Annotated in this window: 21 protein-coding genes; 11 read left to right on the top strand and 10 right to left on the bottom strand. The window is 68.0% G+C overall.

Going from position 1 to position 24,644, the window contains the following annotated elements:
• The first annotated feature begins 153 nt into the window (after nt 1–153).
• The 4 genes from JK358_RS27105 (at nt 154) to JK358_RS27090 (ending at nt 3,975) form a co-directional block, all read left to right on the top strand.
• The gene (locus tag JK358_RS27105) at nt 154–1,674 is read left to right on the top strand and encodes a multicopper oxidase family protein (RefSeq protein WP_201952510.1); all 1,521 of its coding nucleotides are present in this window, start codon (nt 154–156) and stop codon (nt 1,672–1,674) included.
• A 188-nt stretch (nt 1,675–1,862) separates the two neighbouring features.
• Nucleotides 1,863–2,594 carry an ABC transporter ATP-binding protein gene (locus JK358_RS27100; protein ID WP_201952508.1) on the top strand — a complete coding sequence of 244 codons (732 nt, stop codon included), beginning with the start codon at nt 1,863–1,865 and terminating at the stop codon, nt 2,592–2,594.
• Entirely contained in the window at nt 2,591–3,379 is a 789-nt protein-coding gene (locus JK358_RS27095) for an ABC transporter permease (protein WP_307817765.1), read from the top strand. Before JK358_RS27100 ends, JK358_RS27095 begins: the two co-directional genes overlap by 4 nt.
• Nucleotides 3,376–3,975, top strand: coding sequence for a TetR/AcrR family transcriptional regulator (locus JK358_RS27090; protein WP_201952504.1), 600 nt, complete (start codon nt 3,376–3,378; stop codon nt 3,973–3,975). The genes JK358_RS27095 and JK358_RS27090 overlap by 4 nt, the downstream gene beginning before the upstream one ends.
• 64 nt (nt 3,976–4,039) lie before the next feature.
• Here the strand turns inward: JK358_RS27090 and JK358_RS27085 are convergent, their stop codons facing one another.
• Together JK358_RS27085 and JK358_RS27080 are read right to left on the bottom strand one after the other, a co-directional pair.
• Nucleotides 4,040–4,261, bottom strand: a complete 222-nt coding sequence (locus JK358_RS27085; RefSeq protein ID WP_201952502.1) for a Trm112 family protein — start codon at nt 4,259–4,261, stop codon at nt 4,040–4,042.
• 108 nt (nt 4,262–4,369) lie between these two features.
• Nucleotides 4,370–6,649, bottom strand: a complete 2,280-nt coding sequence (locus tag JK358_RS27080; RefSeq protein ID WP_307817764.1) for a hypothetical protein — start codon at nt 6,647–6,649, stop codon at nt 4,370–4,372.
• Nucleotides 6,650–6,923: 274 nt separating this feature from the next.
• Here JK358_RS27080 and JK358_RS27075 point away from each other — a divergent pair, with 274 nt between their 5' ends.
• On the top strand, nt 6,924–8,027 hold the full coding sequence (locus JK358_RS27075) for a glycosyltransferase family 2 protein (RefSeq protein WP_201952498.1): 1,104 nt from the start codon (nt 6,924–6,926) through the stop codon (nt 8,025–8,027).
• Nucleotides 8,028–8,041: 14 nt separating this feature from the next.
• Here JK358_RS27075 and JK358_RS27070 read toward each other — a convergent pair whose 3' ends face one another.
• The 3 genes from JK358_RS27070 to JK358_RS27060 all read right to left on the bottom strand — a co-directional run bounded on the left by JK358_RS27070 (nt 8,042) and on the right by JK358_RS27060 (nt 11,435).
• Nucleotides 8,042–8,641: a class I SAM-dependent methyltransferase gene (locus tag JK358_RS27070; RefSeq protein ID WP_201952495.1), complete on the bottom strand. Its 600-nt coding sequence runs from the start codon at nt 8,639–8,641 to the stop codon at nt 8,042–8,044.
• Nucleotides 8,642–8,730: 89 nt separating this feature from the next.
• A complete protein-coding gene (locus tag JK358_RS27065) occupies nt 8,731–9,201 on the bottom strand; it encodes a GtrA family protein (RefSeq protein ID WP_307817763.1) in 471 nt (156 codons plus the stop codon).
• The gene (locus tag JK358_RS27060; RefSeq protein ID WP_307817762.1) at nt 9,198–11,435 is read right to left on the bottom strand and encodes a putative glycosyltransferase family protein; all 2,238 of its coding nucleotides are present in this window, start codon (nt 11,433–11,435) and stop codon (nt 9,198–9,200) included. Before JK358_RS27060 ends, JK358_RS27065 begins: the two co-directional genes overlap by 4 nt.
• 192 nt (nt 11,436–11,627) lie before the next feature.
• Between JK358_RS27060 and rffA the strand changes: the two genes are divergently transcribed.
• Nucleotides 11,628–12,767, top strand: a complete 1,140-nt coding sequence (gene rffA, locus JK358_RS27055; protein WP_201952492.1) for a dTDP-4-amino-4,6-dideoxygalactose transaminase — start codon at nt 11,628–11,630, stop codon at nt 12,765–12,767.
• A 118-nt stretch (nt 12,768–12,885) separates the two neighbouring features.
• Nucleotides 12,886–14,805 carry a CocE/NonD family hydrolase gene (locus JK358_RS27050; protein ID WP_201952489.1) on the top strand — a complete coding sequence of 640 codons (1,920 nt, stop codon included), beginning with the start codon at nt 12,886–12,888 and terminating at the stop codon, nt 14,803–14,805.
• 61 nt (nt 14,806–14,866) lie between these two features.
• Here JK358_RS27050 and JK358_RS27045 read toward each other — a convergent pair whose 3' ends face one another.
• Nucleotides 14,867–15,115, bottom strand: a complete 249-nt coding sequence (locus JK358_RS27045; protein ID WP_201952472.1) for a hypothetical protein — start codon at nt 15,113–15,115, stop codon at nt 14,867–14,869.
• A gap of 111 nt (nt 15,116–15,226) precedes the next feature.
• Nucleotides 15,227–18,172, bottom strand: coding sequence for an AMP-binding protein (locus JK358_RS27040; RefSeq protein ID WP_307817761.1), 2,946 nt, complete (start codon nt 18,170–18,172; stop codon nt 15,227–15,229).
• A gap of 502 nt (nt 18,173–18,674) precedes the next feature.
• Between JK358_RS27040 and JK358_RS27035 the strand changes: the two genes are divergently transcribed.
• The 4 genes from JK358_RS27035 to idi all read left to right on the top strand — a co-directional run bounded on the left by JK358_RS27035 (nt 18,675) and on the right by idi (nt 22,131).
• Nucleotides 18,675–20,081 (top strand): family 2B encapsulin nanocompartment shell protein, encoded by a 1,407-nt coding sequence (locus tag JK358_RS27035; RefSeq protein ID WP_201952466.1) that lies wholly within the window; start codon nt 18,675–18,677, stop codon nt 20,079–20,081.
• Between the two features lie 14 nt (nt 20,082–20,095).
• On the top strand, nt 20,096–20,524 hold the full coding sequence (locus tag JK358_RS27030) for a hypothetical protein (RefSeq protein WP_201952464.1): 429 nt from the start codon (nt 20,096–20,098) through the stop codon (nt 20,522–20,524).
• Between the two features lie 156 nt (nt 20,525–20,680).
• Nucleotides 20,681–21,553 carry a geranyl diphosphate 2-C-methyltransferase gene (locus JK358_RS27025; RefSeq protein ID WP_201952460.1) on the top strand — a complete coding sequence of 291 codons (873 nt, stop codon included), beginning with the start codon at nt 20,681–20,683 and terminating at the stop codon, nt 21,551–21,553.
• On the top strand, nt 21,550–22,131 hold the full coding sequence (gene idi / locus JK358_RS27020) for an isopentenyl-diphosphate Delta-isomerase (protein ID WP_307817760.1): 582 nt from the start codon (nt 21,550–21,552) through the stop codon (nt 22,129–22,131). The genes JK358_RS27025 and idi overlap by 4 nt, the downstream gene beginning before the upstream one ends.
• 57 nt (nt 22,132–22,188) lie before the next feature.
• On the opposite strand, the gene JK358_RS27015 is transcribed toward idi, so the two are convergent.
• The 3 genes from JK358_RS27015 to JK358_RS27005 form a co-directional block, all read right to left on the bottom strand.
• On the bottom strand, nt 22,189–23,415 hold the full coding sequence (locus JK358_RS27015) for a globin domain-containing protein (RefSeq protein WP_201952446.1): 1,227 nt from the start codon (nt 23,413–23,415) through the stop codon (nt 22,189–22,191).
• A 9-nt stretch (nt 23,416–23,424) separates the two neighbouring features.
• Nucleotides 23,425–23,883, bottom strand: a complete 459-nt coding sequence (locus JK358_RS27010; RefSeq protein WP_201952444.1) for an RrF2 family transcriptional regulator — start codon at nt 23,881–23,883, stop codon at nt 23,425–23,427.
• A gap of 127 nt (nt 23,884–24,010) precedes the next feature.
• Nucleotides 24,011–24,538 (bottom strand): hypothetical protein, encoded by a 528-nt coding sequence (locus JK358_RS27005; protein WP_201952441.1) that lies wholly within the window; start codon nt 24,536–24,538, stop codon nt 24,011–24,013.
• Between the last annotated feature and the right edge of the window lie 106 nt (nt 24,539–24,644).

Raw genomic sequence — 24,644 nt, 5'->3', positions numbered from 1 at the left:
ACCAGCCGGTATACGGATCCGGGCCGGGCGATGTACGGCTCGGGCGGGAGGGGGCGTTCATGGTTCTCCCCTAGTCCCGGATGGGTTCTGCCAGTGGAATATGGGGTCTCTACCGGATATGGCGGAGCGTTGGATATCCATACTGTCTGACGCATGGCAATAGGTCGGCGATCGTGGCCGAAGCGAATTCTGGTCGGGCTCGGGGCTTTTCTCGTGGTGCTGGCGCTCACGGTGGGCGGCGGAGTCACCTGGGCGTTCACGTCCCGGGACGTATCCACCATCGGCGCAGTGGATTTCACCGAGGAACTGACGGTGCCGCCGCTCGCCGACTCCCGCGTGGAGGCCGACGGGACGCGGGTGTTCCAGCTCGAAATGCGTACGGGGCAAAGGGAGTTCCGGCCGGGTCAGGTCACCGAGACCTGGGGCTTCAACGGCGACTATCTGGGACCGACGCTGCGCGCGAAGCGCGGTGAAAAGGTGCGGGTACAGGTGAACAATCGTCTCGACGAAGCCTCTTCGGTGCACTGGCACGGAATGCATGTGCCGGCGGTGATGGACGGCGGGCCGCATCAACCGGTGGACGCCGGGGGTACCTGGACCCCGGAGTGGACAGTGGATCAGCCCGCGGCCACGCTCTGGTATCACCCACATCCGCACGGGGCCACCGAATCTCATGTGCGACGTGGGCTGGCCGGGATGTTCCTGCTCGACGACACCGCCACCGAGGGGCTGGCGCTGCCGAGCGCCTACGGGGTGGACGATCTGCCGATCATCGTGCAGGACGTGCGGTTTCGCGGATCCGGGTTCGACTCGAGTCGCGCGATCTTCTCCGACACCGGGGCGCTCGGGGACCGCACGATGGTCAACGGGGTGCTCGCGCCGTACCGGACCGTGGGCGACGAATTGGTGCGGCTGCGGCTGCTCAACGCGTCCACGGCGCGCACCTACAACTTCGGCTTCTCCGATGATCGCTCCTTCGCGCTCATCGGCACCGATGGCGGCCTGCTGCGCGCGCCGGCCGAGCTGACCGGGATCCAGCTGTCCCCGGGCGAGCGCGCCGAGATCGTGGTGCGCATGCGGGCCGGTGAGCGAGTGGTGTTGCGCAGCAACAAAATCGAGATAGGCATGGATTTCTGGGGCACCCGGTTCAATGGCGGCGACGACACCTTCGACCTTCTCGAATTGCGCGCCGCGCAGACGCTGCGCCCGTCGCCCGCGCTGCCCGCACTGCTGGCCGAGCCGGAGACCGCGCAGGCGCGGGATGCGGTGCGGGAGCGCACCTTCGCCCTCACCTTCGCCCGGATCAACGGCCGTGAGATGGATATGGGCCGGATCGACGAGACCGTCACCCGGGGTGAGACCGAGCTGTGGACGGTCCGCAACAGCGACGGTATGCCGCACAACTTCCACATCCACGATGTGCAGTTCGCGGTGGCGGAGGTGAACGGGCAGCCGCCGTCGGTGGCATTGAGCGGGGCCAAGGACACAGTGTTCCTGCCGCCGGGGACGGAGATGAAGGTGGCGGTGCGCTTCGACGGTCCCGCTGACCCGAACACCCCGTACATGTTCCACTGCCACCTGCTCTGGCATGAGGACGCCGGCATGATGGGCCAGTTCGTAGTAGTCGAACCAGGAGGGCTCCCCCGCCTCTCCGTGCCTCATGCGCACGGCTGACTGCCGTCACCTGTTTCGCACGCGCGCCGGCGGCCGGGGACGACACCGATTCTGGACGTACCCCGGGAGTTACCCGGACCTCACGAAATCAGTCGCCGCGTTTCACGTCGCCTGTCTTGCGATCTTGATGCCCCTCAGCGCAGAATTCATCACGTAGTGAATTCAACACTCGATGAATTGAGGGGGCCATGACGGCATCCGCTTCCCCACCTGCCATCGCCATCGACGATCTGGAAGTCCGCCGCGGCGGACGGCAGGTGCTGCACGACATCTCGCTGTCGGTCCCGCGCGGCAGCATCACCGGGCTGCTCGGCCCCTCCGGCTGCGGTAAGACCACGCTCATGCGCAGCATCGTGGGCACCCAGGTCATCGCCTCCGGTAGCGTCGCGGTGCTCGGCGAGGAGGCCGGATCGGCCGGGCTGCGGCGGCGGGTCGGCTATATGACGCAGGCCGCGAGCATCTACGACGACCTCACCGTGCACGCCAATGTCTCGTATTTCGGTGCGCTGTACGGCTGTTCGGCCGGTGACGTCGAAACCGCCATCGCCGCTGTGGGTTTGAGCGGCCACGCCGGGCAGCGCGGGGACGAACTGTCCGGCGGGCAGCGCACCCGGGTCTCGCTGGCCTGCGCGCTGGTGGCCGATCCGGAGCTGCTGGTGCTGGACGAGCCGACGGTCGGCCTGGATCCGGTGCTGCGCGCGGATCTGTGGGAACAGTTCCACGCCTTGGCGAAACAGGGCCGCACCCTGCTGGTGTCGAGTCACGTCATGGACGAGGCCGAACACTGCGATCAGCTGCTGCTCATGCGCGACGGGCATCTGCTGGCCCAGCTCAGCCCCGACGAATTACGTTCCGACACCGGCGAATCCAGTCTGGAGAACGCCTTCCTCGCCCTGATCCGCAAGGGAGAAATGCTGTGACCGCCACGATTTCGCGGCCCGCCGGCGCGCAACCGCTGCGCTGCTACACCGCCACCACCGTGCGCATCCTGCGCCAGCTGCGCGCCGACCACCGCACGGTCGCAATGATTCTCGTGGTGCCCGCCCTGCTCATGACGCTGCTGTACTTCGTGTACCAGAACTATCCGACCATGCCGGGGCAGCCACGGCTGTTCGACCGGGTGGGCATCACCATGCTCGGGGTGCTGCCGTTCGTGGTCATGTTCCTCATCACCGCCATCGCCATGCAGCGCGAACGGGTTTCGGGCACGCTCGAACGCTTGATGACCACACCGCTGTCGAAATTCGATCTGCTGGCCGGATACGGCACCGCGTTCTCGACGGCGGCCATGGGTCAGGCGATCATCGCCTGCGTGGTGGCGTTCTGGCTGCTGGATCTGCAATCCGCGGGCAGTCCGCTGCTGGTGGTGCTGATCGCCGTGGTGGACGCGGTGCTGGGCGTGGCCCTCGGCCTGCTGGCAAGTGCGTTCGCGCGCACCGAATTCCAGGCCGTGCAGTTCATGCCGGTGATCGTGCTGCCGCAGTTCTTCCTGTGCGGGCTGCTGGTGCCGCGCGGGCAGCTGCCCGGCTGGCTGGAGGCCATCAGCAATGTGCTGCCGCTCAGCTACGCCGTGGACGCGCTGCAGCAGGTGGCCATGCACAGCGGCGTGACCGGTGAGATGTGGCGGGATCTGGCGATCGTGGCAGGATTCGCCATTGTGGCACTGGCTTTGGGCGCGGCGACGCTACGGCGGCGGACCGCGTGACGGAACAGAACGGAACACGGAGCGGCCGCAGACCCGGCCGCTCCGGCACCCGGGAGGCGATTCTGGACGCCGCCCGGGTGCGTTTCGCACAGGTGGGGTTCGACAAGGCGTCCATCCGCTCGATCGCGACGGCGGCGAGCGTGGATCCGGCGCTGGTGCACCACTATTTCGGCACCAAACAGGAATTGTTCGCCGCCGCACTGGAATTGCCGCTGGATCCGGCGGTGGTCACCCGGCAGATCGCGGCCGCTCCGGTGGAGAAGCTGGGCGAGACCATCGTGCGCACGGTGCTTACGGTGTGGGACTCCCCCCTCGGCGTGCAGGCCGTCGCCGCGTTCCGCACCCTGCTGGGCAGCGGCGATCCGGCGCTGGCGCGCGCCTTCCTGCTCGAGGTCGTTCTGAAAGATGTTCGGCCCCGGGTGGATTCGCCGCCGGGCAGCGGCGCGCGGCGCACCACCCTGGCCGCGTCCCAACTGGCGGGCCTGCTGGTGATGCGCAAGATCGTGCAGCTGGAACCGCTGGCGTCCATGTCCGTGGACGAGCTGACCGCGATCGTCGGCCCGACGTTGCAGCGCTATCTCACCGGCGAACTCTGACGCCGTCCCACCGGCGAACGACGCCACCGCGCCCCGGGAATGCCCGGCGAGTGGGCCGAATACCTCAGCCCTGGGTCAGGAAGCCGGTGTGCTCGGGCTCCGACACCGCGCGTGCCTCATCGGCCAGCAGCACCGGGATGCCGTTGTCGATCGGGTAGGCGAGGTGCAGCCGGGGGTTGTAGAGCACGCTGTCGCCGTTGTCGTCGCGAACCAGCAGCAGCGGGCCCTTGTCCTGCGGGCAGGCGAGCAGGCCGAGCAGGGTGGCGTCCAGGATTTCCTCCGACATGAACCACAACCTACCGGTCCGGTTCACCGGCCCGCACGGCCACCTCGGCCGAATCGCCGCCCCGCCGGGCCGGGCACGGAAATCCACCCCGGCCCGGTACCCCGCCGACTAGGACACCGAGCCCGCGAGTTCGCGTTCCGGCTCACCCGACGGCTCATCGGCCGCCGTTTCACCCGCCCGGCGGCGGGACCGGATGTAGAGCCATTGGAGCACCGCCAACCCGGCCAGTCCGGTGGCGGCCGTGGCGATGCCGATCTTCCAGCCCGGCGGCCGCCAGGTCAGCACCAGTTCGGCATTCTGGGTCCCGGCCGGAACATCCACGGCCACGAAGGATTTCGCGACGGTCTTGATCGGCACCGGCTGCCCGTTCAGGGTGGCCCGATACCCCGGCCAGCCCAGCCGCGCGAACACGACCTGCCCGCCCGACGCGGAGGACACCCGCACGCGGCTGGTGGTGTCGGTCTCCGACAGCGAGGTCGCGGTGACGTTCTTCTCCGCCGAGACGCGGCCGTTCACCGTGGAGGTCAGCCCGTTCTCGCGCTCGAGCACCCAGATGAAGCGGTCCTGCCCCGGCAGGTCCACCCACGTCCAGCCCTCGGGAGCGGCCTGGTTGCGCACGTCCGGGAACAGCGCCCGTTGCAGCACAACGCGATCCAGCTTCATGAGGTCCACCAGCGGTCGTCCGGTGCTCGCCTCGGGGGTGAACAGCCGCTTGTAGGCGTCCGGGCAGACGCTGGAATCCCAGCGCATGCACAGCAGTTCACCGAAGTAGAAATGCCCGGTCGGCGTGTAGCCGTTGACGTAGTCCAGCTCCAGGGATTTCGCGTAGTTGCCGAAAACCAGTGCGCTGTAAGCGCCTTCGAGGCTCTTGTCCCCCGGCTGCACCAGCCCGCGATCAGCCAGCTGAATGGTGGTGCCCGGGAAATCCGGGAAAGCCCGCATGGCCTCGGACCGGTTCGTCGGCATGTTGTAGCTCATGGGCGTCGGCTGCGCGGCCTCCACCTGCCAGAACGCGATGGGGAACATGGCCGCGATCACGAGCGCGCACGCGGCGGCCACGCCCTTGCGATTCATCAGCCACAGCACGCCCGCGCCCACCGCGATCACCAGCCCGGCGGCCAGCACATGCCGGATCCAGTTGTGCGGATCGGCCGAGAACGACCGCACCCACAGCGCCAGAATCAGTACGAGAGAAGCGATTCCGCGCGCCCGCCAGTTCCGGAAGCTCCCGAACCGCCCGAGCAGCACGCACACCAGCACCAGCAGCGCGATGGCGAGCATGGGCAGCAGCCGCACCGGCCAGCGCAGCGGTCCGATGGATCCGGGTCCGGCCGACCACATGAGCATGATGATCGCGAACAGCGCGACCGAGCTCAGTTCCTTCCACGCCGAACGCGCCCGGTCCCAGTCGATGAAGGCCAGCGCCGGGATCAGGAACCACGCGATATAGGTGACCGGCAGCGGCTGCACATATCCCCACCACGAGGTGAAGGCGGGCAGCGTCGAGGGCAGGCTGGCGTTCAGCGATTCCGACCACGGGATGGTCAGGAACTGGTCGTTATTGATCTGCGCCGTCCCCCGCCAGGTCACCTTGGCCGAGAGCATGGACGGCAGGAAGGTCAGCAGTCCGGCCAGGCCCGCACACAGGGCGACGGCGGCCAGCCGACCGATCGGAGCCCAGGACAGCAGCCAGAACCGCCAGGAAGCCCAGGACTTCCACGAACCGCCCGGCGCCCGCCCGCTCGAGATCATCTCGCCGACCGCGACGGCCACCAGCATGAGCGCGGCCTCGAGCGCCGGGAAGATGTACTGCGTCGAGATGGTCAGATAGAGGAACACGAACACCGGGATCGGCCCGCCGGTGCCGCGCACGTACCGCACCGACGACGCCCACGCGTGCACCAGCCAGGCGGTGCCGGTGAGCGCGGTCATCCAGCTGGCCTCGTCGAAGAACAGGAAGAACCCGGACAGCGGGAACGCCACGCCCGCCACCGCCGACCAGGCGGGACGGCCGCCGTAGGCCAGGCAGATCCGGTACACGCCGAGCGCCGCGATGATCGAGAACACCAGCTTCACCAGCGTCGCGTACACGGCCATATTGTCGAAGGACGGCGCGATCAGATCGATCAGCAGCTGCGGCGGATTGAACAGCCCGGCGTCGTCCATGGTGTTGTTGCCCGACATCCACTGTTCGGGCCACAGCACCGGGAATTCGCCCGCCCGCAGCGCCCGGCCCAGTCCCACCCACAGTCCGGTGTACTGGGATTCGGTGTCGTCGGTGTAGAAGTGCCGCGCATTGGCCAGCAACACCGCCGCATACCCGAGAATCACGCCGACGACGGTGACCGCTCCCCAGCGGAATACGTCCCGGCGTGAAGGGGATTCCACGGCGGCTGGCTCCGACTCCGGAGTGGCGACTTCCCGAACCGGAGCGTCTCCGGCCGACGGCGTCGATAGTGCACTGTCCGTCACGAGTCCCCAACCTACAGCGGAATGCCCGGTTCGGCAGCGCCGTCCGCGGCCGCCGGAACACGCCGTGACGCGTTCATGACGAGCGCACCAACGGACCGAATCGCCTGCCGTGCTAGAGTTCACGCCGCTCGGGCTCTGCTGTTCCCTGAGGAGCGCCGGCACGCACCGTCTTCGAAAGTCGATCCAGCTGATGCCGATTCCCTCCCGACGTATGTATCACTCCGACGTCGACGCCTCGACCGCCCAGCCGTCCCGCCCCGGGATCGACCGGCCGCACGCGGTGTCCGTCGTGGTACCCGTGTACCGGGGTGAGCACACCATCGGCGATCTCGTCGCCGAACTGCACAAGCTGACCGAGGCCGCCACCTCCCCCGGCGGCGTGCCGTTCGTGGTTTCCGAGATCATCCTCGTGCACGATCACGGCCCGGACCGCTCGGATGTGGTGCTCGGGCAGCTCGCGGATTCCTACGGCGAAGTGCGCCCGGTGTGGCTGAGCCGCAATTTCGGGCAGGACGCGGCGACCATCGCGGGGATGTCGGCGGCGCGCGGCGACTGGATCGTCACCATGGACGAGGACGGTCAGCACGATCCGGCCTTCATCGGCCGATTCCTGGACGCGGCGCTGGAGCAGCGCGCGGACCTGATCTATTCGAAGCCGATCAACACCCGCCCGCACGGCTTCCTGCGCAATATCACCTCGCGCGGCGCGAAGATCGTGCTGGCCACGGTGTTCGCCTTCCCGGATTCGACGCGGTTCGAGAGCTTCCGGCTGATTCGCGGCGATATCGGCCGGCAGCTGGCCGAGGTCGCCTCCAACGGCGTGTACCTGGATGTGGCGCTCACCTGGGTGGTGGACACCGTCGCCCAGGTGCCGGTGACGCTGCGCGCCGAGGGCCGCGAGGAGTCCGGCTACAACTACCGCCGGTTGTTCTCGCTGTTCTGGAAGATGGTGCTGTGCAGCGGAACTCGCGGCCTGCGCCTGGTGAGCCTGCTGGGCGGCACCCTCGCGCTGGCGGGTGTGGCGATGGCCGGGTTCATCGTCTACGAGGCGCTCACGCTCGACGACTGGGCGCCGGAGGGCTGGACCTCCACCATCGTGGTGCTGCTGCTGTGTTCGGGCGCGATCCTGTTCTCGCTCGGGTTGATCGCCGAGTATCTCGGTGTGGCCCTGCACATTCTGGTGGGCAAACCGCTGTATCTGACGGTGGATTCGCCGACGCCGCGGCGGGAGCGCCCGATCGAGACCCCGCTGGATCCGGCTACCGCCACCGACAGCGAGCGCGTCAGCGGCTGAAAGCCGCTGCGGCGTCACGCCTTCAGCACGTACAGCTTCTCCCGGCCGCCCGCGATGAGGGTGCGCTGTTCGACGTGTTCGGGATACCCGCGGAACAGTTCGTCGAGGGTTTCCTCGGTGAAGCGCCGCGGTTGTTCCCCGTCACCGGGATTGGTGAATCGCCCGCCCAGCCGGGTGATCACGCCATTGCGGCTGGTGGTCAGATTGCGCACCGGTTCGGCGATGATCACCTGTGCCCGCGCCGCCGCCAGCATGCGGTCGATGACCGGTTCCGGATCGGGCAGGAAGTGGTAGAGGCTGGCCTGCATGATCACGTAGTCGGCGGCGGGCAGCGGCTCGTCGGAGTGCAGATTCCACACCTGCCCGGTGCCGCCCGCGGCAGTCAGCCCGGCGATGAAGCCCTCGTTGATGTCGAGTCCGGTGTAGCGCACCGATTTCCGGCGCAGGTGCCGGAGGTAGAGGGTGGCCGGCCCGCAGCACAGGTCGAGTACGTCGGCCTCGTCGGGGATCAGCTCCGCGATGGCGCGGAACCGGGCACCGTAGTGCCGCCCGTACAAGCCTCGCATCAGCAGTTCGTAGATGGACCCGTGCCGATAGATGAAGCTGGTACTCACGATTTCCTGGGTAGTTGTGGGACAACGGCTTCCGTTGGCTTCAACTCTGCCAGGTAGTCAGCCGCGCCGCTGCCCGTGTGGCGTGGATCTCATCCGTCGGGATTCCGGCGGAACGAGATGTGCCGGTGGCCGAAGAAGCTCATGACAGCCACCAGCCCCATGACCACCACGGCGGCGGGCTTGGGTGGTGCGTGCAGCAGCGAGACCGCGATCTGCAGCAGGATCGTATTCAGCAGCAGACCACCGGAATTCACGCCGACGAAGGCCAGGAAGTCGCGCAGCACGTGCCCGCGCACCCGGAAGACCAGCGTGCGGTGCAGGACGAAGGCCACCGGAATGCTGATCGCGTAGGCCAGCGCGGGCGACAGCGCCGCTGCCACGGACTTGCCGACATGCCCCTCGAACACCGATAGCCAGAGCACGGTGAGCACCATGCCCAGGGCGGTGTTGAACCCGCCGACCAGAGCGAAGGCGACTTCCTGCCGACGCACCAGGCGCAGCAGCAGACCAGGTTCCTCGATCGCCGGATCCAGCTCCGGCGAGATCTCCGCGGCGCTCACGAGTGCGATTCTGCCAGCGCGGGTTCGGATGCGGTGGGCTCCGCGCCGTTTTCGTCGTCGTCCTGTCGGCGCGAGCGGATGTAGAGCCACTGCAGGACCGCGATACCGGCGAGTCCGGCGACGCCGGTGGCGATGCCGACCTTCCAGCCCGGCGGCCGCCAGGTGAGTTCCAGTTCGGCGTCCTTGGTGCCCGCGGGGATGTTCACGGCGACAAAGACTTTCGAGACCGTGTCGATGTCGACGTGCTTGCCGTTCAGGGTGGCGCGGTAGCCGGGCCAGCCCAGGCGCGCGAACACCACGCGGCCGCCGTTCTCCGAGGTCACGCGAACCGTGCTGCTGGTGGGGGTTTCGCCGAGCGAGGTGGCGGTGACGCCCTGGGCGTCGGCGACGCGGCCGTTCACGGTGGTGATCAGGCCGCTGTCGCGTTCCAGCACCGAGATCCACTGCTCGTGGCCGGGGTAGTCGGCCCAGTGCCAGCCGTCGGGGGCGGGCTGGTTGCGGGCGTCGGGGAACATGGCGCGCTGCAGCACGATTCGATCCAGCAGCATCAGGTCCACGAGCTGACGGCCGGTGGCCGGATCGGGGGCGAACAGGCGGCGGTAGGCGTCGGGGCAGGTGCTGCCGTCCCAGCGCATGCACAGCATTTCACCGAAGTAGAAGTGCCCGTTGGGCGTATAGCCCTGCACGTAGTTCAGTTCCAGGTCCTTGGCGTAGTTGCCGAAGACCAGGGAGCCGTAGGCGCGGTCGAGGCTGTTGTCGTTCGGGCCGAGCAGGCCGCGGTCGCCGAGCTGGAGGGTGGTGCCCTGGAAGTCCGGGAAGGCCGCCATGGCTTCCTGGCGGTCGGCGGGCAGATGCCACTGCATCAGGTTGGGCTGAATGCTGTGCACCTGGTACCAGGCGATGGGGAAGATCGCGGCCATGGTCAGCAGCGCGGCCGCCGCACCGCCTCGATGCCGGGCCAGCCAGACGACACCGGCCACGAGCGCGCCGACGACCAGTGCGGCGATCACATGTTTGATCACATCGTGCGGATCGGCGGAGAAGGTGCGCACCCACAGCACCAGGATCAGAACCCCCGCGGCGATGCCGCGATGACGCCACTCCCGCACCGTGCCGAAACGCCCGAGCAGTACGCACACCAGCACCAGCAGTCCGATGGCCAGCATGGGCAGCACGCGCGCGGGCCAGCGCAGCGGGCCGATGGTGCCGGGTCCGGCGGTCCACATGAGCGCCATGATCGCGAACAGCGCGATGGAGATGAACTCCTTCCACTGTTCGCGCGCGCGACGCCAATCCACGAAGGCCAGCGCCGGGATCAGGAACCAGGCGATGTAGGTCATGGGCAGCGGCTGCACATAACCCCACCAGGAGTTGAAGGCGGGCAGCGTGCTGGGCAGGCTGGCGTTCAGCGATTCCGACCAGGGCACGGTGAGGAACTGGTCGTTATTGATCTGCGCTGTCCCCCGCCAGGTCACCTTGGCCGAGAGCATGGACGGCAGGAAGGTCAGCAGGCCCGCGAGCCCGGCGCATCCGGCGGCCACCGCCAGGCGCAGCACCGCTTTCCAGTTGTCCTTGCGCAGTACCAGTTCGCCGACCGCGACAGCGGCCAGCATGAGCACCGACTCCACCGCCGGGAAGATGTACTGCACCGAAATCGCAAGGTAGAGAAAGACGAAGACCGGAATCGGCCCGCCCCTACCGCGCACGTACCGCACCGACGACGCCCAGGCGTGCAGCATGTAGGCGGTGCCGGTGAGCGCGGTCATCCAGCTGGCGGTGTCGAAGAAGAGGAAGAACCCGGAGAACGGGAACGCCACGCCCGCCACCGCGGACCATTCCGGGCGCGCGCCGTAGGCCAGGCACACCCGGTACACGCCGAGTCCGGCGAGAATCGAGAACAGCAGTTTGACGAGGGTGGCGTAGAGGGCCAGGTTCGGCACCGAGGGCGCGATCAGATCGATCAGCAGCTGCGGCGGGTTGAACAGGCCCGCCTCCTCCATGGTGTAGTTGCCCGACATCCACTGTTCGGGGGCGAGCACCGGGAAGCGGCCGTCGCGCAGCGCGCGGCCGATCATCACCCACATGGGCGCGTACTGGGATTCGGTGTCGTCGGTATAGAAGTGACGGATATCGGCCAGCAGTACGGCCACATAGCCGAGGATCACGCCGGCCGCGGTGATGCCGCCCCAGCGGAGAACCGCACGCCGATTATCGGTACCTGCAACGTCGACCACGAGTTCCAGACCCTACATGGACACACCGGTCACAGGGGTCACTGGCATGCGATTGCGCGCGTGCTGCCGTGTGGTCGCGGCCACCGCTGCCAACCGGGTGCGAGTGCGTACGATGTTAGAGTTCGAGCGCCTGGCTTCGCCGTTCGGCGAGCAGGCAGGGCCTACCGACCGCCGCGAGGGGAACCATTCCGGGTGAGCACCGACCGCATCATCTTCAGCCGCCCGTTCCGCGCCGCACGCGAACTGGACAATCTGAAGGCCGTGCTGGATTCCGATCACAGCCACGGTGACGGCCAGTTCACCGCCGCCGCGACCGCCAAGCTCAAGGCCATCACCGCGGCTCCACACGCCCTGCTCACCACCTCGTGCACCTCGGCGCTGGAGATGGCGGGCCTGCTGCTCGAACTCGGCCCCGAGGACGAGGTGATCGTCCCGAGTTTCGCGTTCACCTCCACCGCGACGGCCATGGCGCTGCGCGGGTCCACCGTGGTGTTCGCCGATATCGATTCCGCGACAGGCAATCTCGATCCGGAGTCGGTGGCGGCGGCGATCACCGAGCGCACCAAGGCGGTCGTGGTCATCCACTACGGCGGCGTGGGCGCGGATATGGCGGGCCTGCGGCAGCTGGCGGACGCGCACGGCATCGCCCTCATCGAGGACAACGCGCACGGGCTGGGCGGCAGCTGGCGCGGGCAGCCCCTGGGCACCATCGGCACCGTGGGCGCGCTGAGTTTCCACGACACCAAGAACATTCACTGCGGTGAGGGCGGGGCCATCCTGCTCACCGATGAAATCCTCATGGGCCGTGCGGAGATCATTCGTGAGAAGGGCACCGACCGGGCGCGGTTCCTGCGCGGCGCGGTGGACAAATACTCGTGGCAGGACATCGGATCCAGTTATCTGCCCAGTGAATTGAACGCCGCCGTGCTGGACGCGCAGCTGGCCGAGTTCGACACCATCCAGGCCAACCGGCACCGGGTGTGGGATTCCTATGCCGCCGCGCTCCCGGAGTGGGCCGCCCGCAACGAGGTTCGGCTCATGACGGTGCCGGAGGATCGCGAGCACACCGCGCACCTGTACTACCTGCGGGTGCCCACCGAGCACCGCCGCGACGACCTGATCCGGCATCTGGCGGGGCTCGGGATCGTCGCGCCGTTCCACTACATCCCGCTCGATTCGAGTCCGGCGGGGTTGAAGCTGGGCCGCACGCCGCATCCCTGCGTGCGCAGCGCCGAGTTCTCCGGAACCGTTGTGCGCCTGCCGCTTTGGCCGGGGCTCAGCGACGAGCAGGTGGCGCGCGTGATCGACGGCGTCACCTCCTTCACGGTCTGAGTCGCTGTCCGTCTGAGACAATTTTCCGGAAACTCTGGACACCCCCGTCCAACCAACCGTACGGTGATCCTGTCGCACGCTGATCCGCTCTGGGACAACGTTGTCGGGAGGATTTCCTATGGCCACACCCCTTTTTCCCACCCCGGTGCCACTACCGCCGGACGCCCGATTCGATATCGGTCCCGCGCAGTATCCGGCGGTGCACCTGGACACCACGGTCACCATCCCGCTCTCGGACGGCGCGGTGCTGTGCGCCGACCTGAACCGGCCCGCCTACCGCCGCGCCGAACCGGCGTCCGGCGCGTTCCCGGTGATCGTGAACTTCACGCCCTACAACCGGATGGGCAATCGGTCCAGCGCGCGGTTCGCACGGGCGGGCCGGCGACTGGGACGCCGGGTGCCCGGCTCGGATCGACAGCGCTTCCGGGGCCGCGATCTGGTGCACACGCTGGCCGGCGGCGCACTGGACGTGTTCGCCACCAACCGGACCACCATCGAACGCGGCTACGCGACCCTGGTGGTGGATGTGCGGGGCACCGGATCCTCCACCGGCAGCTGGGATTTCTTCGGACCGCGCGAACATCAGGACTACGCCGAGGTGTTGGCGTGGGTGCGCGAACAACCCTGGTGTGATGGACATCTGGCGGTCACCGGCGTCTCCTACGGCGCGATCGCCGCGCTGATCGCGGCCGGGCAGCGGCCCGACGGCCTGGACGCGGTCTTCGCCATCGTGGCCGGTGAGGACCCGGTGCGCGAACTCGGCCTGACCGGCGGCGTGCCCTCACCGTTCATCGCGGCCTGGATGGCCGCCGTCAATGCCGCCAAACTGCTGCCCTCCCCGCGCGGCATGATCCGCAATCGCGTGCTCGGCCCGTATCTCCGTGACCGCCTGCGCAATCCGGGCCCCTCCTGGCTGCGCCGCGCCTACGACATCGCCATGGTCGACGGCCACGAGGACGCCCACCTCAACGACCAGTGGGCGCAGCGCCTCCCGAACTTCGAGCAGATCGCCGCGCCGACCTGGATCCACGGGGCCTGGCACGACGTCTACAACCGCTCCAATTTCCGCATGTACGACCGGCTTTCGCTGCCGGACGGCGCGAAGCAGGTGCTGGTCGACGACGGCTACCACATCAGCATCGGCAGCGGCTTCGGCGAAGCGGGCAACCCGCCCGCCCTGGACGAGTTGCAGTGCGCGTGGTTCGACAAGTGGCTCAAGGGAATCGACAACGGCATCAACGGCTACGGCCCGATCACGGTGCGCCGTCAGGGCGGCGGCGGGTGGGTCACCCGATCCACCTTCCCCGACCCGGCCGCGGAGGTGCGGCGGCTGTACCTGAGCCCCGAGCCGACCGGTTCGGCCCGGCACGCCGGCACCGATGCCGCCCTGTCGGACACGCCGCCCACCGACAGCACCCATCTGCCCCTGCCTTCCGGGCGCAACAGCATGGCCTCCAACAACAGTGCGGTCATGTCGACCGGCGTCACGACGCTGCTGGGCCGCCGGTTCGGCTCCGACGACCGCCAGGCCGAAGCCACCGCGGTCACCTTCACCACCGAGCCGTTCGACACCGATCTGGTGCTGTCCGGCCCGATGAATCTGCGGTTGCGCGTGGAAGCCGGTGGGACGGAAGCCTTCTGGTCGGTCACGGTCACCGATGTGGAGCCGGACGGGGCGTCGGCGACCCTCACACGTGGCGCGCTGCTGTCCTCACTGCGCGCCCTGGACGAGAAGAACAGCACCTACGTCGGTGACGATCTGCTGTTCGCGGTGCACACCCTGCGCGCGGATTCCATCCTGCCGGTGGAGCCGGGCGTGCCGTTCGACCTGGACATCGAGATCAACCCGACCGAGGCGGTGCTGCGCGCGGGCCATCGGCTGCGGGTCGCGGTGGCGGCGGGCAGTTTCCCCCGGCACTGGCTGCCCCCGCGGGTGAAGCGCAAGATCGACGGCCAGGCCGTCGTGCTCGATCCGGACCACCCCAGCCACCTGACCTTCCTGGCGGTCCCGGCAGCGGACTCCCCCGCGGATTCCTGAGCGTCCGGCCATACGACAAGGCCCCCGGCGAATCGCCGGGGGCCTGCGTCGCCGCGGTGGATCAGCGGAAGATGGTCATGTAGAAGCGGCCGTCCGCGCCCTGATCGCAGCGGTACAGCCAGCCGTCCTGGCCGCGCAGCTCGACGCCGCCGGCCTGGAACGAGCCGGAAGCGCCGTCCAGGTCGCAGTCACCGTAGGTGGCGTAGCTGCCGTCCACGATCAGTTCCTCGGCCTGGGCCGGGGCGGCGACCAGGGCGACCGCGCCGGCGGTCAGAGCGGTGGCGGCCAGAGCCTTCTTCATGATCGACATTGGTGGACCCTTTCGGTTCGGATCGCCGGGTGGCGATCGCTTCGGGCACTACTTCACCAAGCCGATCGTGACTATTTTGTGAACGTTGTCGAAGGCTCGAAAAGTGGCTGCTCAGAGGAACAATCGCGCCGCGAGGTCCGCGGTGAGCACCTCGTAGGCATCCGACTGCCGGTTGTACCACCAGGTGCGCTCGCCCGGCTCCGGGCAGCCCGCCGCCTGCACGGCCCGGGTGGAGGGCCGGAAGGTGGAGCTGCGCGGAATGTCGTCGACCACGTAGATGAGGTCGGGACGCTGGTCGGGGGCGAGGGCACGCAGGGCCTCGCCGACATCCTTTGCCTCCAAACGGAATCCGCCGCGCACACTGACCGCCGCCACCGCGAGCATCCGGTCTCCGGCCGGAAGTCCGTACGCCACTTCCAGATCCACGGCCGTGATGTCGTTGAGCACGTCCACGATGGGCTGGGTGTAGACCGGCCCGCGCGGGGTGTGGATGACGGTGTCGCGGCGATCCATCAGCCAGTAGTCGCCGTCGCTGTCGCGGCGGAAGAGGTTCTCGGTGGGCATCCAGGCGTCACCGGCGGTGAACACACCGCGCAGGCCGCCCGCCGAGATGTCGGCGCTGCCGGGGACGGTGCCGATGAGCAGGCCCACCTCGTTGTCGGCGCAGCGGCGCGCGAAACCCGTTTCCTCGGTGAGGATTTCCTCGGTGAGTGGGTCGTAGGCGATGAGTTCGACCTTGGCGGTGCCGGGCACCGGGCGGCCCTTGCTGCCCACCTTCGCGCCGGAGACGTTGGCCAGCACCACATCTCCCTCGATGGAGGCGTAGAACTCCAGCACGCGGGCGGGTTCGAAGCGCTCCTGGGTGCGCCGCCACAGTCCGGCGGGCATGCCGGAGCCGATGAACAGGCGGATGGGATGCGGATGCCCGTTGGGGAAGGTGTCGGCGTCGAGGATGTCGCGCAGCATGGTCCAGGTGTAGGTGACCACGGTGACGCCGTAGCGGTGCACCTCCTCGGCGAAGCGCGCCGGATCCAGCGAGCGGGCCAGCGCGATACGGCTGCCGCCCGCCACCGCGCCGCCCAGGCTCACCAGCAGCCCGGACGAATGATGCAGCGGCGCAAGGCAGTACACGGTGTCGCGCCGGCCCAGGTCGGCCGCCGAGGCGGTGCCGAAGGCCGACAGCGCCCAGCGGTGGTTGGTGACGTACTTGATGTCGAACTTGTCGCCCGTGCCGGTGACCAGGATGAAGGCCAGCTCGCGCGCCAGGCCCGGATTCGGCTGGTACCAGGCGGGCAGCTGCACCTGCGCCGGATCGATCTGCTCGAGGTCGATCACATCGGTGCCCGCCGGAATGTCGAGCCCGCGCGCGTCACCGCCGCCGAGCACCAGCGTGCGGGTGCCGGTGGCAGCGGCCGCGTGCAGGTTCTCCGGATCGGTGATGAGCAGTTTGGCCCCGGTCAATTCGATGACCTTGGACAGTTCGCCGCCCGGGGCCAGCAGCACCGCGACCGCGCCCAGGCGCGAGAGGGCGGCGACGGCGGCCAGGGCGCTCGGGCGGGTCTCCATGACGACGCCGACGCGGGTGGCCGGGCGCACCCCGACGGAGATGAGCCCGCGCACCACATTGTCGATGCGCTGGTTCACGGCCTGGGTGGTGTGCACGCGGTCGTCGAACAGGAACAGTTCCCGCGACGGCCCGCGCCGCGCCTGCTCGGCGAGCAGGCGGCCCAGCGACACCCGGGTGTGCGGCTGGATCATGCCGAGCCGGGTCAGGCGCGGCAGGGCGCGGGCGGCCTCGCCGGTGAGTTCGACTGTGCCGCGCAGGGTTTGCGCGGTCACGCCCTCGATGGTCTTGCCCAGTCCGGTCCCGGCCTCGGCCAGGCTGCCGACGGCGTGCACGACGCGGGTGAGCGGCGAGCTGGGCCGGTTGCGCGCCACATGCTCGTTCATGCGCTCGATCTGCTCGGGCAGTTCACCGCGTCCGGCGAGCCAGTTGACCCAGTCGCGCACCAGCGGCCAGGTGTTGCGGGTGGCCACCGAGCCGGAGACCAGGCCGAAATGTCCTGCCACCACGCTGGCTTCGTAGACGTCGGCATTGGGGGCGGCGCGCACGATGCCGCGGACCGCGCCGGGCTGGCCGATATCGTCGACCTCGCCGACGAAGGCCAGGATCGGCGACTTGATCTCCGCCAGCGAGATGGGCTGGTCGCGAATCACGAAGCCGCCCAGCATCATCCGGTTGTGCTTGACGAACTGGTCGAGCAGGTCGGTGAGCGCCGGGCCGGGGTATCCCAGCCAGCCTTCACCGCCCAGGAAGCGGCGCTGACGTTCCTTGGGCAGCAGGGCGTCCCGGTCGTGCAGCTGGCGCAGGAAGTCCAGGCGCGCCTTGGCGGTCTTGACCGGATCCAGCGCCTGGAAGCCGAGTTTCACCATGGAGTCGGTGATGGGCAGGCGCGGCAGCACATGGTCGGAGAGGAAGTCGGCGACATCGGCGGCGAGGCCGTGCGGGAGCCCGAAGGGCATGCCCGCCACCACGTCCACGGGACTGCCGAAGGTGACGATGGACTCGATGCCCTTGCCGTAGCGGTAGGCGGAGGTCTGGTAGGCGAACAGGCCGCCCTGCGAGTAGCCCATGAGATGCACGCTGCGGCCGGTCAATTCGTTGACCGTGTCGACGGCGCTGCTGACGGCGAGCACATGGTCGGCCAGATCCCGGTCCCAGCCGCCCTCTTCGGTGGCGGGTGAGCCGAAATCTACGACCCAGCAATCGATTCCGGCTTCGTGCAGGATGCCGACCGCTCCGTCTTCCCCATTGACGTCCCAGATCTCGGCGGTGACCATGATGGGCGGCACGAGAACCACGACCGGTCGGTTCGTTGCGACATCGTCCGGGAAGTAGTGGCGCAACCGGTACATGCGCTTGCGCTCGACCACCTCGTACGGCGACGACTCGATATCGTGAACCAGGCCCCCGAACCGGATCACCTCGAGTCCGTTCTGGGCGGTCGCCACCAGGCGCTGCATCGGACCCACAACGGACCTCTTATTCAATTTCACGGCTTCACTCCCAGACGATCCCAGCTGCTCGTGACCTGCGTCTCCCCTGCCGACGCGTCCCGATGAGCTTGCCATAGGGCCAGCCTACTGCGCTGGCCTTGTGACCAGCACCATGGGAGCTAATGAAGCCAACCAACCGCCCAGTCTTTATGCACTGCACAGCCCGAACGGCTGTGAACTCTGCGAATGCCGTGCCAGTCGCCGCGCTCGGCCGGTCAGATCGCAAACCGTAACCACCGGTTTGCGACACGACCGGGCCGATATGCGATGCGGCGAACGCCGGAACTGCGGTTACAGCTATGCGCCAGAAATCATGTTTATGCATTTCGCTGCGCCCGCATGAGCGTCCGGCCTACCATCGAGGGCGCTGGAACGCACTGTCGCGCTTGTCTTTTCACTCAATTGTCTAGTTTGTGCAGATCCATTTCGGACCTGCTGTATCGCCGTGGCCTCCACCGCTCTCCCCATCGCGGTGGCCCATTTCGAGGTGAGGACCCGCAGCATGACTATCGAATTGCCCGTCGAACTCCAAAACGGCACTCGGAAGAGTCTCAGTACCACCGCCGCCCACCAGCTGGCGCACACCACCAAATCCGAACCTCAAATGCAGGGGATCAGCTCCCGCTGGCTGACCCGCAGCCTGCCGTGGGTGCAGGTGAAGGGCGGTATCTACCGCGTCAACCGCCGCCTGACCCACACCCTCGGCAACGGCGAGGTCGAATTCATCATCGACGGCTCGCACGCCCGCGTCATCCCGATCGAACTGCAGGAACTGCCGCAGCTGCGCGGCTTCGACGACGAAGAGGCCCTGAGCACCATCGCCGGCCGCTTCGAACAGCGCGACCTGCCGCCCGGCACGGTGATCGCCGAATTCGGCAACAGCATGGACGAGGTCCTGCTCATCGTGCACGGCAAATTGAGCAAGATCGGCACCGGCGAGTACGGCGAGACCACCAAACTCGGAATGCTCTCCGGCGGTGACTATTTCGGCGACGAGATGCTCACCGACGACTCCGCCTTCTGGCCGGTGACCGTCAAGACCGTCACCCCCACCACGGTGCTGGTGCTGGCCAAGCCGACCCTGGCCGAGCTCAAGGACAACATCCCCGCCCTCGGCTCCCATCTGGACGCGGTCGCCGCCGCCCCGGCCAAGGCGCAGAACAAATACGGTGAGGCCGAAATCCTCATCGCCTCCGGCCATTCCGGGGAGCCGCTGCTCGACGGCACCTTCGTCGACTACGACGATCGCCCGCGCGAATACGAGCTCAGCCTCGGCCAGTCGGTGCTGCGCGTGCACACCCGCGTCGCGGACCTGTTCAACGATCCGATGGATCAGATCGAACAGCAGCTGCGCCTGACCATCGAGGCCCTCTACGAGCGCCGCGAATACGACCTGGTCAACAATCCGGACTTCGGCCTGCTGCACAACTGCGATCTCAAGCAGCGCATCTACACCGAGTCCGGCCCGCCGACCCCGGACGATATGGACGAGCTGCTCTCCATGCGGCGCAGCACCAAACTGTTCCTGGCGCATCCGAAGGCGATCGCCGCCCTCATGCGCGAATGCAGTAGGCGCGGCATCTATCCGGATCCGGTGGATATCGACGGCCACCGCGTACCCGCCTGGCGCGGCGTGCCCATCTACCCCTGCGGCAAGATCCCGGTGAGCGACACCCAGACCACCTCGATCCTGGCCATGCGCACGGGCGAGAAGGATCAGGGCGTCATCGGCCTGCACCAGACCGGGATTCCGGACGAGTACGAGCCCAGCCTGAACGTCCGGTTCAAGGGCATCGACGACCAGTCGATCATCTCCTACCTGGTCAGCTGCTACTACAGCGCCGCGGTGCTGGTTCCCGACGCCCTCGGCATCCTGGACAACGTCCTGGTCGCCCGGCAGTCGGACTGACCGGAGCGCCAGCCATGTCGGTGCTTCCCCGCGCCGTCGCGCCGCCCGCCACCCCCGAGGTGGCGGCGGCCGTGGCCGCCCTCCTGGCCGACGCGACCACCACCCCCGAAGCGGCGGCCCCGAAACGTCTACTGGGCCCGCAGGGCATCGGCTCGGCGAGCCTGCTCATCGAGCTGCCGGCACCGGCGCCGCAGGATCCGCCACCGGTGGCCCCGCAGACCGCCGCGCCTGTCGCACCGAGCCCGGAGCCCGCCCCGCAGTCGCTCTCCACCGCCGCATCGGTGAGCCGAATCCCGCGTGGCCCCACCGGAATCGGAACCGACGCCGCCCGTGCGGCACGCCTGCGACCCTCCGGGTCGGCAGCGGATTCTACTGCCGCGCCGCGCATTCCGACCAGGCAGCGACGCACCAGCGTGACGTCCGCGCTCCGTCGCCGGACCTGAGCGCCGAAACGAAAGGAGCCGCCCTCCCACGGTTTCCCGTGCGCGGCAGTGCGTTCGGGCCGAACGGTGCGTTCCAGCGCGCGACCGGACCTCAGCCCGCGACCGCCCCTCAGCGGCGTCCCAGCCTTCCATTACCGATCGAGAGGATGATCTGCCATGACCGTGCTCCACCCCGAGGCCGGCGGTGTGCTGCGCACCGACTATCAGAAGTCGGTCGCCGCGTACTGGAACAACAACCCCAACGACGACCGGGTCAACACCAAGCTCGGTGAGGTCGACGGCCTCTACCACCACCACTACGGCATCGGCGCGCCCGATCTCTCGGTTCTGGAGGGCCCCGAGGACACCCGGCAGGACCGGCTCGTCAAGGAGTTGCACCGCCTGGAGACCGCGCAGGCCGACTACCTGCTCGATCAACTCGGCGACGTCCGCCCCGGCGACCGGCTCATGGACGGCGGATCCGGGCGCGGCGGCACCAGTTTCATGGCCAATCAGCGGTTCGGCTGCCAGGTGGACGGGGTCACCATCTCCGAATACCAGGCCGGGTTCGCCAATGATCAGGCCAAGGAGCGCGGCGTCACCGACAAGGTGACCTTCCACTTCAAGAATATGCTCGACACCGGCTTCGACGCCGGGTCCATGCGCGGTATCTGGACCAATGAAACCACCATGTACGTCGACCTTTTCGAGCTGTTCGCCGAGTTTTCGCGGCTGCTGGAACCGGGCGGCCGGTATGTGGTCATCACCGGTTGCTCCAACGACGTGTTCGGCGCCCGCTCGGCCTCGGTCAGCTGGATCGACGCCCACTACGGCTGCAATATCCATCCGCGCAGCGAGTACTTCAAGGCCATGGCCGCCAACAGTCTGGTGCCCGTCGCGGTCACCGACCTGACGCCCACCACCATCCCGTACTGGGAGCTGCGCACCCATTCGGAACTGGCCACCGGGGTGGAGAAGCCCTTCCTGACCTCGTACAAGGAGGGCAGCTTCCAATACCTCATGATCGCCGCCGATAAGGTGGGGAGGTGACCGGCACCCTCGACACCTCCGAAACTCCGCAGGCCCCCGACCGTGAGGCCCTGCTCGTCGAGCTGGTGGACGAGCAGGGCCGCCCGGCCGGATCGCAATCGGTCGCCGCCGCGCACACCGCGCCCGGTCGGCTGCACCGCGCGTTCTCGGTGCTGCTCTTCGACGATGCCGGACGGGTGCTGATGCAGCAGCGCGCCGCGGTGAAGACCCGGTTCCCGCTGTTGTGGACCAATACCTGCTGCGGTCATCCGGCCCCCGGTCAGGCGGTGGCCGAGGCCGCGGCGGTGCGGTTGCGCGAGGAACTGGGTGTGGCGGCGGCGGATCTGACCGAGGTCGGTACCTTCCAGTACCAGGCGTCGGATCCGAGCACCGGCCGCGTCGAGCACGAGTTCGACCATGTGCTCATCGGGCGGCTGGACGGCGGTTCGCTGCGGCCGAATCCGGCGGAGGTCGAGGACATCGCGTGGCTGCCCACCGGGGAACTGCGGGCGGGGATGACCGCTGATCCGAGTGGGTACACACCGTGGTTCGCGCAGGTGCTCGACATCGCCGAAAGCGCCTACCGCACAACGAATTAGGGTCTCGCAGTACACAGCGGCGTCCGCCGGCCCGGCGGACGCCGCTGTGCTGTGCGGTTACTCGGCGTCGAGCAGCCAGTCGTTGGGCGAGAACAGCTCGAAATGCACACGCTCAGCGGGGATTGCGGCAGCCATGAGCTGCGCGCGCACCGACTGCAGGAAGCCGTTGCCGCCGCACAGGTAGAAGTCGGCGTCCGGCGGCAACGGAACCTCCTTCAGGTTCATGAAACCGCCGGCGGTGTCGTACCAGACCCGGTAGAAGGCGTTCTGCAGCACACCCACCGCGTCGACGACCTGCTCGCGCAGCGGATGCGTAGCCGAGGAGCGGTCGGCGTGCAGGATGGTGACCGGGCGCTGCGGCGTGTGGTGCACCAGGTAGTCGAGGATGCCCACCATGGGCGTCACGCCGATACCGGCGGAGATCAGCACCAGCGGGTCGGCGGCCTCGGTGTCGATCACGAGATCGCCGAAGGGCAGGGTGATCTGGAGCCGGTCACCGGCACCGATGTTGTCGCACAACCAGTTCGAGACCTCCCCGGCGGGCGCGTCGGCGACGCTCGCGACCGGTCGCACCGCGAAGGCCAGCCGGCCCGCGCCGGAGCGGTTCACCAGGCTGTACTGCCGCAGTTGCCGCGCGCCGTCCGGAAGGTCCGCGCCCACCGAAATGTATTGCCCGGGAACGAACTCCGGCAGTGGCCGGGCCGTATCGGCGGAGGCTAGGACGAAGGTCACCACTCCGGAGGGGTCGTCGACGCGCTCCATCACCACGGTCTCTCGGAACACGTCACCCGGTTCCACCCCGGCCGCGTTGTAGAGCTCACGCTCGAAGTCGATGAGCGTGGTGGCCATCAGCCAGTACACGCGATCCCACGCGGCAGCGATCTCCGCGGTCACCACCTCCGCGCCCAGCACCTCCACGATCGCGGCGAACAGGTGCTCGTGCACGATCCGGTATTCGGCAGCCGTGACGCCGAGCGAGGCGTGCTTGTGGCCGATGCGGGAGAGCAGTTCGCGCGGATGCGGCAGCGCCGGATCCACCAGGTGCGTCGCGAAGGTGGCGATGGAGGCGGCCAGTGCCCGCTGCTGCGCGCCCTGGGCCTGATTGCCGCGGTTGAACCGGTCGCGCAGGAGTTCTGGATGGGCGGTGAACATCGAGCGGTAGAACAGCGGGGTGATGTCGTCGATACGCGAGCCCACCAGGGGCAGCGTCGCCCGGATGATCTCGGCGTGCTCCGGTTCCAGTTCCGGAACGGTGTACAGCGCGGAGTCCGGTGCGATCGTCATTGCTGTCTCCTAATCGTTGACAAGTTCTCGTGCCGGGAACACCGGCCGGTACAGCAGCTCGACGGTGCGCGGGGTCACCAGATCGGCGAGCACATAGCGGTCGAGTTCGCGATAGAACGCTTCCTGCGCGCCCGCGAGAATGCCGCGCAAACGACAGGCACCCGCCAATGGGCACGGATTGTCGCCCGCGCAGTCGATGACTTCGCAATCACCTTCGAGTTCTCGGACAATGCGTCCGACGGTGACCGTGCGCCCGGCATCGGTCAGGAATACTCCTCCCGAGCGACCGCGCTGCGATTCGACATAGCCGAGATCGGCCAGCCGGGAGACCGCCTTGGCGACGTAGTTCTCGGAGGCATTGACTTGCCGGGCAATGAGTTTGGTGGTGACTCGCTCCTCGGCGCCGTCACTGACAGCCAGCCGCATGAGCGCCCGCAAACCGAGGTCGGTGAACCGGGAGAGCTGCATGACTCCACGGTACTAATTTCCGCCTGTGAAACGCATATTTGCGGCGCGTGCGTTCAAATACACAATTTCGTGTGTATTTTCCAGATCACATTCCGCGAATTAGGGGAGCCTTCAGCAACTTAGGGGTTCACATCATGTCGGCGGTCATCCGGCCGATGCCGGTGGTGATTCCCGAGCCCATACAGCCGCCGACCATCTCCGGCGTCATCATCTCGTACCAGGCGCTGACCCGGACCCGGCCGCCCTGCCCGAAACCGCCGACCACTTCCAGGGGGCCGATGGTCGGCTGCATCATGCCGACCGGCCACGGTCCCCACAGTCGCGACCAATCACCGTTGGACCAGGTGATGTCGACGGTGAGCGGACCGTCGGCGGGGTGCATGCAGTCCGAGACCGCGACATGGACTCCGGTGAAGGTGCCGCCGGTTACGCCCGGCACGCCCCAGCAGTCCCAGAGCCGGCCGACCGAGGTGAAGGTGAGCAGCCGCGGCGTCATGCCGATGGCCCCGTCCACGGCGGTCCAGCGGAAGTCGCCGCCGGTGCAGCTGCCGACGCCGCCCGTCGGCTCGGCGACCGCGGGTGCGGCGGCCAGTGCGGCCGCGCCGAAAACAGTCGAAACGACCAGCGATAGGGCGACTTTCCCGGCTTTCGGCACAGCGTCTCCTCGCTTCCGGAAGGTGGAGGTGGAGCACGAGCGGCACGACTGAGACGAACTTAGTTCACATTCCGGACAAAACCGTGGAACCAGCGCGGAGCAGTCC

This window comes from Nocardia acididurans, assembly GCF_016741815.1.
Taxonomy (GTDB): Bacteria; Actinomycetota; Actinomycetes; order Mycobacteriales; family Mycobacteriaceae; genus Nocardia; species Nocardia acididurans.
Note: the sequence above shows the minus strand (reverse complement) of the source record. Positions and strands in the feature narration are given on the sequence as shown.

Excerpts from the sequence above, each read along its gene's own strand:
- JK358_RS27085 (WP_201952502.1), bottom strand. The coding sequence starts at position 4,261 with ATGTCGGAGGAAATCCTGGACGCCACCCTGCTCGGCCTGCTCGCCTGC.
- JK358_RS27015 (WP_201952446.1), bottom strand. The coding sequence starts at position 23,415 with ATGACGATCGCACCGGACTCCGCGCTGTACACCGTTCCGGAACTGGAA.
- JK358_RS27100 (WP_201952508.1), top strand. The coding sequence starts at position 1,863 with ATGACGGCATCCGCTTCCCCACCTGCCATCGCCATCGACGATCTGGAA.
- JK358_RS27045 (WP_201952472.1), bottom strand. The coding sequence starts at position 15,115 with ATGTCGATCATGAAGAAGGCTCTGGCCGCCACCGCTCTGACCGCCGGC.
- JK358_RS27050 (WP_201952489.1), top strand. The coding sequence starts at position 12,886 with ATGGCCACACCCCTTTTTCCCACCCCGGTGCCACTACCGCCGGACGCC.
- JK358_RS27025 (WP_201952460.1), top strand. The coding sequence starts at position 20,681 with ATGACCGTGCTCCACCCCGAGGCCGGCGGTGTGCTGCGCACCGACTAT.
- JK358_RS27105 (WP_201952510.1), top strand. The coding sequence starts at position 154 with ATGGCAATAGGTCGGCGATCGTGGCCGAAGCGAATTCTGGTCGGGCTC.
- JK358_RS27030 (WP_201952464.1), top strand. The coding sequence starts at position 20,096 with ATGTCGGTGCTTCCCCGCGCCGTCGCGCCGCCCGCCACCCCCGAGGTG.
- JK358_RS27010 (WP_201952444.1), bottom strand. The coding sequence starts at position 23,883 with ATGCAGCTCTCCCGGTTCACCGACCTCGGTTTGCGGGCGCTCATGCGG.
- JK358_RS27035 (WP_201952466.1), top strand. The coding sequence starts at position 18,675 with ATGACTATCGAATTGCCCGTCGAACTCCAAAACGGCACTCGGAAGAGT.
- JK358_RS27075 (WP_201952498.1), top strand. The coding sequence starts at position 6,924 with ATGCCGATTCCCTCCCGACGTATGTATCACTCCGACGTCGACGCCTCG.